The sequence below is a fragment of the Sinorhizobium sp. 8-89 genome (assembly GCF_030124325.1).
GTDB lineage: Bacteria > Pseudomonadota > Alphaproteobacteria > Rhizobiales > Rhizobiaceae > Sinorhizobium.
This window is the reverse complement of the sequence record NZ_JASKLR010000011.1, coordinates 105,742-117,933: the sequence shown is the minus strand read 5'-3', so window position 1 is coordinate 117,933 and position 12,192 is coordinate 105,742. Positions and strand designations below refer to the sequence as shown.

Annotated in this window: 6 protein-coding genes and 1 pseudogene; 6 read left to right on the top strand and 1 reads right to left on the bottom strand. The window is 62.3% G+C overall.

What is annotated here, in order from left to right:
- Window positions 1-86 precede the first annotated feature (86 nt).
- The 3 genes from QN219_RS20530 (at window position 87) to QN219_RS20520 (ending at window position 5,280) form a co-directional block, all read left to right on the top strand.
- Window positions 87-1,310: an efflux RND transporter periplasmic adaptor subunit gene (locus tag QN219_RS20530; protein ID WP_309486605.1), complete on the top strand. Its 1,224-nt coding sequence runs from the start codon at window positions 87-89 to the stop codon at window positions 1,308-1,310.
- A 10-nt stretch (window positions 1,311-1,320) separates the two neighbouring features.
- On the top strand, window positions 1,321-4,482 hold the full coding sequence (locus QN219_RS20525; RefSeq protein WP_284001725.1) for an efflux RND transporter permease subunit: 3,162 nt from the start codon (window positions 1,321-1,323) through the stop codon (window positions 4,480-4,482).
- A gap of 165 nt (window positions 4,483-4,647) precedes the next feature.
- Window positions 4,648-5,280 carry a TetR family transcriptional regulator gene (locus QN219_RS20520; protein WP_284001723.1) on the top strand — a complete coding sequence of 211 codons (633 nt, stop codon included), beginning with the start codon at window positions 4,648-4,650 and terminating at the stop codon, window positions 5,278-5,280.
- A 61-nt stretch (window positions 5,281-5,341) separates the two neighbouring features.
- On the opposite strand, the gene polA is transcribed toward QN219_RS20520, so the two are convergent.
- Window positions 5,342-8,356 (bottom strand): DNA polymerase I, encoded by a 3,015-nt coding sequence (gene polA, locus QN219_RS20515; RefSeq protein WP_284001722.1) that lies wholly within the window; start codon window positions 8,354-8,356, stop codon window positions 5,342-5,344.
- 509 nt (window positions 8,357-8,865) lie between these two features.
- Here polA and QN219_RS20510 point away from each other — a divergent pair.
- From QN219_RS20510 to QN219_RS20500, 3 genes and pseudogenes are all read left to right on the top strand, one after another.
- Window positions 8,866-9,310, top strand: a pseudogene (locus QN219_RS20510) (MarR family winged helix-turn-helix transcriptional regulator).
- A gap of 98 nt (window positions 9,311-9,408) precedes the next feature.
- Window positions 9,409-10,800, top strand: coding sequence for a M20/M25/M40 family metallo-hydrolase (locus QN219_RS20505; protein WP_284001721.1), 1,392 nt, complete (start codon window positions 9,409-9,411; stop codon window positions 10,798-10,800).
- Window positions 10,801-11,139: 339 nt separating this feature from the next.
- Window positions 11,140-12,090 (top strand): YbhN family protein, encoded by a 951-nt coding sequence (locus QN219_RS20500; RefSeq protein WP_284001720.1) that lies wholly within the window; start codon window positions 11,140-11,142, stop codon window positions 12,088-12,090.
- Window positions 12,091-12,192 lie beyond the last annotated feature (102 nt).

The window sequence follows — 12,192 nt, the reverse complement described above, 5'->3', positions numbered from 1 at the left end:
TTCCCACGCCGATACCGGATCCGCTTCATCTCACTTTCGGACCGCGCAACACTGCAAAGTGCAACGGCTGCGGGCGGTCCTTGATTATGGACATTGCGATGCGACGCATGAAACGACCGACATTGGCCGCGGCTCTGGCAACTGTGATTTTTCTTGCTGGCTGCCAGAAGAACGAAGAACAGCAAGCCGCTCCGGCGTTCCCACCGGCGGCTGTGGCCGTCTACACGACAGTGGCTGAAGCCCTGCCGATCACCAACGAACTGCCGGGCCGCATTACTGCGACGCGCATCGCCGAGGTCCGGCCGCGGGTTTCCGGCATCGTCGTCGAGCGCGTGTTCGAGCAGGGCACGATCGTCAAGGAAGGCGACGTGCTCTACCGGATCGACCCGGCGCCGTTTCAGGTGAAGGTCGACAGTGCCGAAGCGACGCTAAAGCGGGCACAGGCCGTAGCCGACCAGGCCAAGCGGACCGCCGATCGGCAGTCGCGGCTGAAGGAAGCACAATTCGCGGCAGTGCAGCAGTTCGACGACGCGATCGCGGCGCTTGCTCAGGCCGAGGCCGATGTCGGCATTGCCGAGGCGGGTCTCGCCGAGGCGAAGCTCAACCTGCAATATGCGAACGTAACCGCGCCGATCAGCGGCCGCATCGGTCGGGCGCTGATCACTGAAGGCGCCCTCGTCAGTGCGAACGACACGCAGAACCTTGCAACCATCCAGCAGCTCGATCCGATCTATGCCGACTTCACCCAGTCCGCGACCGACCTCATCCGCCTGCGCAAGGCGCTCAAGGACGGCCAGATGATGAGCTCCGACAACGAAGCCGAAGTCCAGCTCATCCTCGATGACGGAACGCCTTATTCGCTGAAGGGCAAGCTGCTCTTCTCCGAAGCTGCCGTCGATGCGACCACCGGCCAGGTGACGCTGCGCGGCGAGTTCCCCAATCCGAATAACGATCTGCTGCCGGGCATGTATGTGCGCGTGCAGATCCAGCAGGGACTAGAGAAGAACGCCATCACCGTTCCGCAGCAGGCGGTCCAGCGCAACAATGCCGGCCAGTCGCAGGTCTATGTCCTCAACGCCGACAAGAAGGTCGAATTCCGCAACGTCACGCTCGGACGGACGGTCGGCGAGCGCTGGCAGGTGACCGCTGGTCTGAAGCCCGGAGAAAAGGTGATCGTCGAGGGCTTCCAGAAGACCGCTCCTGGCGCGCCGGTGGAGCCCACCGAATGGGATCCGAACGCTAAACCCGCGGCCGAACAGGCCGATGCTTCGGGTCAGGCCGGCGAAAAGCCCGCCACCGAAGTGAAGTGAGAGCTTGATCATGCCCAGTTTCTTTATCGACAGGCCGATCTTCGCCTGGGTGGTGGCGATCTTCATCATGGTCGCCGGCGTCATCGCGATTCCGCTATTGCCGGTTTCGCAATATCCTGATGTCGCGCCGCCGCAGATCTCCATCAACACGAACTATCCCGGCGCCTCCTCGCAGGACACCTATCAGAGCGTCACGCGCCTGATCGAGGATGAACTCAACGGCGTCGAAGGCCTGCTTTATTTCGAATCGACCTCGAGTTCCTCCGGCTCGGTCGAGATCAATGCGACCTTCGCGCCGGGCACGGACCCGAGCCAGGCCTCGGTGGACATCCAGAACCGCGTGCAGCGGGTCGAGCCGCGCCTGCCCGATTCGGTCAAGCAGCAGGGCGTCCAGGTCGACGAGGCCGGCTCCGGCTTCCTGATGATCGTCGCGCTCACCTCGACCGATGGGTCTCTGGACGCAACCGGCCTCGGCGATTATCTCAGCCGAAACGTCTTGAGCGAAATCCAGCGCGTGCCGGGCGTCGGCCGCGCCCAGCTCTTCGCGACCGAGCGCTCGATGCGTGTCTGGCTCGATCCCGACAAGATGCTCGGTCTCAATCTGACCGCAGCCGACGTAACGGCGGCGATCCAGGCCCAGAACGCTCAGGTTGCTTCGGGCAGCATCGGCGCCCAGCCCAATCCGATCACCCAGCAGATCAGCGCTCCGGTGGTCATCAAGGGGCAGCTTTCCACCCCCGAGGAATTCGGCGCCATCGTGCTTCGCGCCAATGCGGACGGCTCGGCCGTTCGTCTGCGCGACGTCGCCCGCCTCGAGATCGGCGGCGAAAGCTATGCTTTCTCCACGCGTCTCAACGGCAAGCCTTCCGCAGCCATCGCCGTCCAGCTTTCGCCGAGCGGCAATGCGATGTCGACCTCCGCGGCTGTCAAGGCGCGCATGGATGAGCTGTCGGAATTCTTCCCGCAAGGGGTCGAGTATTCGGTCCCTTACGACACTTCGCCCTTTGTCGCGGTGTCGATCGAAAAAGTGTTGCATACCCTTGTCGAGGCCGTCGGCCTCGTCTTCCTGGTGATGTTCCTGTTCCTTCAGAACGTCCGCTACACGATCATCCCGACAATCGTCGTTCCGGTCGCTCTTCTCGGTACGTGCGCCGTGATGCTGGCGATGGGCTTCTCGATCAACGTGCTGACCATGTTCGGCATGGTGCTGGCGATCGGCATCCTCGTCGACGACGCCATCATCGTCGTCGAGAACGTCGAACGCATCATGTCGGAAGAGGGGCTGACGCCGAAGGAAGCCACCCGCAAGGCGATGCGGCAGATCACCGGCGCGGTCATCGGCATTACGCTGGTGCTTGCCTCCGTGTTCATTCCCATGGCCTTCTTCCCGGGCGCCGTCGGCGTGATCTACCGCCAGTTCAGCTTGACCATGGTCGTTTCGATCCTGTTCTCGGCACTTCTCGCGCTGTCGCTGACACCCGCCCTTTGCGCAAGCTTCCTGAAGCCGGTCCCGAAGGGCCATCACCACGCCAAGCGCGGCTTCTTCGGTTGGTTCAACCGCGGCTTCGACCGCACGTCGCATGGGTACAGCCGCATCGTCGGGGGTCTGGTCCGTCGCACGGGCCGCTTCATGATCATCTATGTCGCCCTGCTTGCGGGCCTCGGCTGGGCCTTCATGAAACTGCCGTCGTCGTTCCTACCGGACGAGGACCAGGGCTTTGTCATCGTGCTGATGCAGCTGCCGTCGGAGGCGACGGGAAACCGCACCACCGAAGTGATCGAGCAGGCGGAGAAGATTTTCGGTCAGGAATCGGCGGTCGACCGCATCGTCGCGATCAACGGCTTCTCCTTCTTCGGAACCGGTCAGAACGCCGGCCTTGCCTTCGTGACGCTCAAGGACTGGAGCGAACGCGACGCCGACAACGCCGCTCAGAAGATTGCCGAGCGCGCGACGATGGCGATGGGTCAGATCAAGGACGCGATCAGCTTCGCGCTGTCGCCGCCGGCCATCCAAGGGCTCGGCACCACCGGCGGCTTCTCCTTCCGCCTGCAGGACCGCGGCGGCCGCGGCGAAGCAGCGCTTGCCGAGGCACGCGACCAGCTTCTGGGGCTCGCCGCGCAGAGCAAGGTCGTCGCCGGTGTGCGCTTCGAAGGCATGCCCGACGCGGCCCAGGTCAACGTGACCATCGACCGCGAAAAGGCCAATACCTTCGGTGTGACCTTCGCCGACATCAACTCGACGATCTCGACCAATCTCGGCTCGTCCTATGTCAATGACTTCCCGAATGCCGGCCGCATGCAGCGCGTGACGGTGCAGGCGGACGAGAACCAGCGAATGCAGACGGCCGATCTCCTGAACCTCAACGTCCGCAACTCGAACGGCGGCATGGTTCCGCTCTCGGCCTTCGCAAGCGTCGAGTGGATCAAGGCCCCGACGCAGACTGTCGGCTACAATGGCTATCCCGCGGTTCGCATCAGCGGCCAGGCGGCGCCCGGCTATTCTTCCGGTGACGCGATCGCCGAGATGGAGCGGCTGGTCGCCGAGCTTCCATCGGGCTTCGGTTACGAATGGACGGGCCAGTCGCTGCAGGAGATCCAATCGGGATCACAGGCGCCGCTCCTGATCGCGCTTTCGTGCCTGCTCGTCTTCCTTTGCCTGGCGGCACTTTACGAAAGCTGGTCCATTCCTGTCTCGGTTATCATGGTCGTCCCGCTCGGCGTCATCGGTGCGGTGCTCGCGGTCACGATGCGGGACATGCCGAATGATGTGTATTTCAAGGTGGGCCTGATCGCGATCATCGGCCTTTCGGCGAAAAACGCCATCCTGATCATCGAGTTCGCCAAGGAGCTGCGTGACCAGGGCAAGTCGTTGATCGACGCAACGCTCGAAGCGTCGCACTTGCGCTTCCGGCCGATCCTGATGACCTCGCTTGCCTTCACCCTCGGCGTTCTGCCGCTGGCGATCGCGACGGGCGCAAGCTCCGGCAGCCAGCGCGCCATCGGCACCGGCGTCATGGGCGGCATGATCTCGGCAACGGTGCTGGCGATTTTCTTCGTCCCGATCTTCTTCGTGTTCATCATGAAGATCTTCGGGCGGAGAAGCGCGGCTGCCGCACCGCAAGCGGTCGTAGCGGAAGATACCGCATCCGAAATCGCCAAAGCTGCCGAGTGATCAACCATCGACGGCCCGCCTCATCCGGCGGGCCGTCGTGCAAGAGCGGGATGAGGAAAAGTGTGTGCGGTTTTCCGCCTGCATCACGCTCTAACTTCTTAGAATCGATCACGTTTAAGATTTTGGGTCGATCCGACCCAAAATCACTTGATCTGGGAGGTATGCATGCGCAGAACCAAGGCCGAGGCCGAGGCTACACGGAGCCGGATATTGAACGCCGCCGAGCGGATGTTTTACGCCAAAGGTGTTTCCAATACGACGCTTGATGAGGTGGCCAAGGCGGCCGGGGTCACGCGCGGCGCCATCTACTGGCACTTCGCCAACAAGACCGATCTCTTCCTGGCGCTCTACGATGCAGTGCCGCTGCCGCAGGAAGACATGATCGCCCGCGAGATCGAGACCGAGGCTTCCGACACGCTCGCGATCGTCGAGAGCGCCACCGGCGATTGGCTGGACATGCTTGCCAAGGACGAGCAGCGGCAGCGTATTCTCGCGATCATGCTCCGATGCGACTACGACAGCGACATGTCAGCAGTGTTGGACCGGCAAAAGGAAATCGACGAGCGACACGACGCACTGCTCGAACGCGCCTTCGCGCGCGCGCTCGAACAAGGGCAACTACAAGTCACCTGGACGCCGGCATCCGCCGCGCGCACCTTGCGCTGGATGATGATGGGACTATGCACCGAATGGCTGCTGTTCGGACGTCGGTTCGATCTGGCGGCCGGGGGACGCGACGCACTCAAGCACCTCTTCGCCAGCTTCCGGCCGGTGCATCCCACAGAGTCCGCTGCCTGAGCGGACAGGAGCCCGAGCCGGAGCGTGACTCTGAGTCGATTCGACCCAAAATCATCGTGATTCAATGCGCCTCGTCCCAATTGAGCGCGGCGCGGGCGTCAACCTTCAGCGGCACTTTCATGTTCAGCGCCGGCATGGCGGCATTTTCCATGACCGAAACGACCACCGGGATGGTGCGCTCGATCTCACCGTCCTCGACCTCGAAGATCAATTCGTCGTGCACCTGCAGGAGCATCCGCGCGGACAGCTTCGCCTCCTCAAGCGCCGGCTCCATCTTCACCATTGCGCGGCGGATGATGTCGGCGGCAGAGCCCTGGATCGGCGCATTGATCGATGCGCGTTCGTTGAAAGCGCGATGCGACGGGTTGGAGGAGCGAATATCGGGATAGTGGGCACGGCGGCCAAAGATCGTTTCGACATAGCCGTGCTCGCGAGCGAAGGCCTTGGTGTTCTCCATATAGTCGCGGATGCCGGGGAAGCGCTCGAAATACTTCTTAATGTATTCACTCGCCTCCGAACGCTCGATGGAAAGCTGATTGGCAAGCCCGAAGGCGGATATGCCGTAGATGATGCCGAAATTGATCGCCTTGGCGCGGCGGCGGATTTCACCCGGCATGCCGTCGACGGGAACCCCGAACATCTCGGAAGCGGTCATCGCGTGGATGTCGACGCCGTCGGCAAAGGCTTGGCGAAGCTGCGGAATATCCGCCACATGCGCAAGCACCCGGAGCTCGATTTGGCTGTAGTCCGCCGAAACCAGCTTGTGTCCCGGCGTGGCGACGAAGGCGGTGCGGATCTTACGGCCCTCGGCGGTCCTGACCGGAATGTTCTGCAGGTTGGGGTCGGCCGAAGAGAGGCGGCCTGTGGTCGTCGCAGCTAGCGCATAGGACGTATGTACGCGCCGTGTTTCCGGATGCACGAAGCCCGGTAACGCATCGGTATAGGTGGATTTCAGTTTGGTGAGCTGGCGCCAGTCAACGATTTTGCGCGGCAGCTCATGGCCTTCGGCGGCAAGCTCCTCCAGAACCTGCGCCGAAGTCGACCATTGGCCGGTCTTGGTTTTGGAGCCGCCCGGCAATCCCATTTTGCCGAAGAGAATGTCGCCGAGCTGCTTCGGCGAGCCGATCGTGAAGGTTTCTCCGGCCAGGCGATAGATCTCGTGCTCGAGCGCCGCCGCGCCTTGCGCAAGCTCTCCCGAGAGGCGCGAGAGAATTTGGCGATCGACGGTGATGCCGCGCTCCTCCATATGGGCAAGAACGCCGACCAACGGTCTTTCGAGCCGCTCATAGACGCGCGTCAGCCCCTTGGAGGAAAGTTGCGGCTTCAGGACGTGCCAGAGTCGCAGCGTGACGTCCGCCTCTTCCGCCGCATAGGCCGTCGCCCTGTCGATATCGACGAAGTCGAACGTCAGCGAAGACCGCCCGCTGCCGGTGAGGTCCTTGTAGGCCGTCAACTTGTGATTGAGCCACCGCTCGGACAGAGAATCCATGCCATGAGCACCGTTGCCGGCATCGATGACATAGGACATCAACATGGTGTCGTCGAAGCTTTGCATGGTGATGCCGTGCCGCTTCATCAACAGATAGTCGAACTTCAGATTCTGCGCGACCTTCAACACCGACGGATCCTCGAGCAGCGCCTTTAGCCGGCTCAGCGCTTCGCGGACGGCGACCTGATTTTCGAGGAGACCGCCGCCAAGCAGATCGCCGGCGCCATTCTTGTGAATCAACGGCACGTAAGCCGCCCGGACCTTCGCACCGGAGGGATTGTCGCCGTAATCGGCGATCGCCAGCGAAAAGCCGACCAGATCCGCCTGCATGGCGTCGAGCGAGGTCGTTTCCGTCTCGAAACCGATCACGCCGGCGTTGCGCGCATCGGCGACCCATCGATCGAGGGTCGCAAGATCGCGGATCGTCACATAGCTGGAATGATCGAAGGGAGCGGTGGCGAAGAAATCGGCGCGCGCCCGCGCAAGGCCCTGCGGCGTCGCCCCCGTGACGTCTGCATCCTCAGCGCTCGAGAGGAACGAAACGGCCGCCTTGGCCGCCCGTCCGCGCGGCGGGGCTGTGCTTGACGATTCGGCAGAGGGCGGCGGACCGGCAGCCTCGCCGGTGTCGAGATCCGGTCCGTGCGCCTCGATGCCCCATTCGATCGGCACATGGGCCGCCTTGACTGCTTCAGCGTCCGTATCGGTCGCCGCCGCCACGCGGCGTGTCAATGTGTTGAATTCCATCGTCTTCAGGAAGGCGATGAGCTTCGGCCCGTTTTGCGGCTCAAGCCGCAGATCCTCGAGCGGAACGTCGAGAGGGGTATCGTTTTTCAACGTCACGAGTTGGCGGGAAAGGCGCGCAAGCTCGGCATTGGCGATGATGCTCTCGCGCCGCTTCTGCTGCTTGATCTCGCCGGCGCGCGCAAGCAGCGTATCGAGATCGCCGTATTCTTCCAGAAGCTGAGCCGCGGTTTTCGGTCCGATGCCGGGAATGCCCGGCACGTTGTCGGTCGAATCGCCTGTCATCGCCTGGAGATCGATCATTTTCTCCGGCGGCACGCCCCATTTTTCGATCACATCGGGAATCGTGATCTGCTTGTCCTTCATGCTGTCGTACATCGACACCCTGGGCGTCACCAGTTGCATGAGATCCTTGTCCGAGGAAACGATCGTCACGCCGGCGCCCGCCTCTTCGGCAAGCCGGGCATAGGTCGCGATCAGGTCGTCCGCCTCATAGCCTTCCTTCTCTATGCAGGGCAGGTTGAAGGCGCGCGTGGCATGTCGGATCAACCCGAACTGCGGGATCAGATCTTCGGGCGGCGCGGTGCGGTTCGCCTTGTACTGGTCGTAAAGCGTGTTGCGGAAGGTCTTCGAGGAATAGTCGAAGATCACCGCGAAATGCGTCGGTGTCACGCCGACCGACGTGTCGCGCGCATCGGTGAGGAGTTTCCAGAGCATGTTGCAGAAGCCGGCGACCGCATTGACCGGAAGGCCATCGGACTTGCGGTTGAGCGGCGGGATTGCGTGGAACGCCCGGAAGATGAAGCCCGAGCCGTCGACGAGGAAGAGGTGATCACCGTTTTTCATGCGGCCATGGATAGCGCGGGGTGAAGCAAAGGTCCATTGCGGTTTTCGCCATCGCGGCCTATCTCAAAAGAGTTACGACAGGAATACGCGGAGGCCGCCAGAAGGCTCACGGAAACGTTACACATTTGTAATGTGCGATTCAGTCGGACAATCCTTGAAAAGCCACATTTGGCTCCTCAAATTATCATCGAACGGCACTGAAATGATGCCGTCGTCTGGTGATTGGCCTGTCCCCCGCCCGCACCAGATGTGGACAAAGGCCTTATCCCCCTCTCCGGGCCTTTGTCCCGCTTTCAAAGAGCCGTCACGGCGCCGCCTCCGCGCCGTGACGGTTTTTTGTTGTCTACTCGAACAGCCGGATAACGAAAAGTTTGCGCGGTTTTCCGCCCGCATCGGCGCAGGGCTCCCCGCATCGGCGCAGGGCTCAAAGTCCTGTGAACGCGGAACAGTTCAACTTCATCGCAAGCTTTGTAACTTGTCATCGCTTCGGTTCGCGCGTACCCAAGGCCATGGCCTTCAATCGTATGGAATCTGCGACTTACCTGGCTAGTCTGCTGGCCAGGAGCTTCTCGCGCGCCCTGCGGGAGCGCGGACAGAAGCTCGGCTTCGCGCCGGGTCAGTTTCCGGTCCTGCTCGAACTCTGGTCGGAGGAGAGCCTGACGCAAAAGCAGCTTCTCGATCGGCTGGACATCGAGCAGGCAACCATGGCCAACACGCTCGCCCGCATGGAGCGCGACGGGCTCATCACCCGCCGCAGGCACCCGAACGACAAGCGATCGCAGCAGATCTTTCTGACCGACCGGGCGAGAGAGATCGAGGCCGCGGCCAAGGAAGCGGCACGCGCGGCGGAGCAGTCGCTTCTCTCCGGATTTTCGCCGCTTCGAACGGGAACTGATGCTCGAATACATGCGCATGGCGCTCGCCAACACCGCACGCAACGACAGCGTTTCCTGATTCCTCGCAACGACAATTTACCGTTGCATCAAAAGATTTTGCTTAAAGCGGCCGGCATTCGGCTTTAGGTTCCGCGCGAAACCCACATAAGGATTCGCATGATGGCAGATATCACCCCTGTGCTGGAGCGCGCCGACGCCAATCTTCCGAAGAGCCTCGACCGGCTTTTCGATCTCGTTCGCATCAAGTCCATCTCCACCGATCCGGCCTTCAAGGCAGAGTGCCGCAAGGCGGCCGAGTGGCTGGTGGCGGAACTGACCGCGCTCGGCTTCACCGCCTCGGTGCGCGACACGCCCGGCCATCCGATGGTCGTCGCCCACCACGCCGCTGCAAAGGCCGATGCTCCGCATGTGCTGTTCTACGGCCATTACGACGTGCAGCCCGTCGATCCGCTGAACCTCTGGGATACGCCTCCGTTCGAGCCGGCGATCAAGGAGGTCGAGCCCGGGCGCAACATCATCACCGGCCGCGGCACGGCCGACGACAAGGGCCAGTTGATGACCTTCGTCGAAGCGGTGCGCGCCTACAAGGAGATCCATGACGCGCTTCCTTGCCGGATCACCATTCTTTTCGAAGGCGAGGAGGAATCGGGCTCTCCGTCGCTGAAGCCGTTCCTCGAGGCCAATGCGGCGGAACTCAAGGCGGATTATGCGCTCGTCTGCGACACGGGCATGTGGGACCGGGAGACGCCGGCGATTTCCGCAGGCCTGCGCGGCCTCGTCGGCGAGGAGATCATCATCAAGGCGGCCGATCGCGACCTGCATTCAGGCTATTTCGGCGGTGCGGCGGCAAATCCCATCCACATTCTGACCGACATCCTCGCCGGCCTTCACGACGAGACGGGCCGTGTGACGCTCGAAAACTTCTATGAAGGCGTCGAGGAAACGCCCGCGCAAATCAAAGCGGCCTGGAACACGCTCGGCCAGACGGCGGAGAAGTTTCTTGGCGAGATCGGCCTGTCGATCCCCTCGGGCGAGAAGGGGCGCTCGGTGCTCGAACTGACCTGGGCACGCCCGACGGCGGAGGTCAACGGCATCACCGGCGGTTATACCGGCGAAGGCTTCAAGACGGTGATCGCGGCGCAGGCATCTGCCAAGGTGTCGTTCCGTCTCGTCGGCAACCAGGACCCAGCCAAGATCCGCGAAACCTTCCGCGCCTATGTCCGGTCGAAGGTGCCGGCCGACTGCTCGGTGGAGTTCCACGCCCATGGCGGCTCGCCGGCGATTCACCTGCCCTATGATTCCGCCCTGCTGAACACGGCGAAGGTCGCGCTTTCCGACGAATGGCCGAACCCTGCGGTCGTCATCGGCATGGGCGGCTCGATCCCGATCGTCGGCGATTTCCAGAGGATGCTCGGCATCGAATCGCTGCTCGTCGGCTTCGGCCTTTCCGACGACCGGATTCATTCACCGAACGAGAAATATGAGCTCATGTCCTTCCACAAGGGCATCCGCTCGTGGATCCGTATCCTCGACGCGCTTGCCGCCTGATTTGCTCTGGCAAACCGTGGCGGACGTTCCCCCACGGTTTGCGATGGGACCGCAAAGCCGGATCGCCTCGTCCTGGCGTTCGCTCCCCCTGCCTTCAGCCCCGTCGCGATTTCCCTGATGCGTGTAGGAATCCGGTCATCGCTGCTTGACCTCACGGCTACGGGATGTTTCCCTTTTCACAAAACAATCAGAATAGGGAAATGGGCTGTTGGCAAGGTCGAGGACCGAGACATCGCGTTCCGGACGCGGTGCTTTTAGAATGCGAGACTGGGATGGCATTCTTCGCCATCCTCCGAGGTCCCCCGCCAACCTCGCCTCCAGGAACACCCTGGCGCCGGCATGAAAAGGTTGAAAGCCTATTTCTGGCCTATCGTCGGACTGGCGGCGATCCTGTTCTCGGTCAATGCGCTCTACCACGAGCTGCGAGGTCTTTCCGTCGATGAGTTCATCGCAAGCTTCCAGGCGATCTCGCTTGGAAGCTGGCTACTGGCCATTGGCGCGACGCTTGTCGCCTACGCGGCACTTGCGGCCTATGACAAGCTCGCACTCGACCATCTCGGCCACCACCACATTTCCATCTGGTTCATCACGGTCTGCTCGTTCACGACCTATGCGCTGTCGCATAATTTCGGCGCATCGGTGTTTTCAGGCGCCGTGGTGCGCTACCGGGCCTACCGCTCGAAGGGCCTGACGGCCGGCGAGGTCGGCGTTCTGGTCGCCTTCTGCTCCTTCACCTTCACGCTCGGCACGCTGATGTTGTCGGCGATCGTTCTCCTGGCGAAGCCGGACATCATCGAGCGCTTTGCGGAATTCCTGCCGATCGAGATGTCGCTGACGACCGGCGTCGTCATCCTCGCGCTCGTCGGGCTTTACGTGCTCGGCAGCCTGATCGGACTTCGGCCGATTCGCACGCGCTGGTTCCAGCTTCACTATCCACGGTCCTCGATCGTCTTCAGGCAATTGGTGATCGCTCCCGTCGAACTGCTCGGCGCCGCCGGAATCATCTACTTCGCCCTGCCGCAGACCGGCAATCCCGGCTACGTGGTGATTCTCGGGATCTTCCTGGCGTCCTTCTCGGCAGCGTTGCTGTCGCACGCGCCTGGCGGCCTCGGCGTGCTCGAGCTCGTCTTCATCGCAGCGCTTCCTGAGATGGATCCGGCAGACGTTCTGGCGGCACTCGCGATCTTCCGGCTGCTCTACTTGATCGTGCCGTTCGTCATGGCGCTCGTAGTCATCCTGATTTACGAGCGCTCGCGCTTCCTGGCGCAGCGAAACGGCGGAATGCCGTAGAGCCTACCGCGCGATAGAGAGGCGACGAAAGCGCGTCGCATTCAAGGCGACGCGCTTTAAGTCTTAGTTTGCGTGCATGTCGTTGTCCCGAAACCGCCGCGC

What these genes read in the sequence shown, in the direction of transcription:
- QN219_RS20530 (WP_309486605.1), top strand. Translation starts at nt 87, where the DNA reads ATGGACATTGCGATGCGACGCATGAAACGACCGACATTGGCCGCGGCT.
- QN219_RS20525 (WP_284001725.1), top strand. Translation starts at nt 1,321, where the DNA reads ATGCCCAGTTTCTTTATCGACAGGCCGATCTTCGCCTGGGTGGTGGCG.
- QN219_RS20520 (WP_284001723.1), top strand. Translation starts at nt 4,648, where the DNA reads ATGCGCAGAACCAAGGCCGAGGCCGAGGCTACACGGAGCCGGATATTG.
- polA (WP_284001722.1), bottom strand. Translation starts at nt 8,356, where the DNA reads ATGAAAAACGGTGATCACCTCTTCCTCGTCGACGGCTCGGGCTTCATC.
- QN219_RS20505 (WP_284001721.1), top strand. Translation starts at nt 9,409, where the DNA reads ATGATGGCAGATATCACCCCTGTGCTGGAGCGCGCCGACGCCAATCTT.
- QN219_RS20500 (WP_284001720.1), top strand. Translation starts at nt 11,140, where the DNA reads ATGAAAAGGTTGAAAGCCTATTTCTGGCCTATCGTCGGACTGGCGGCG.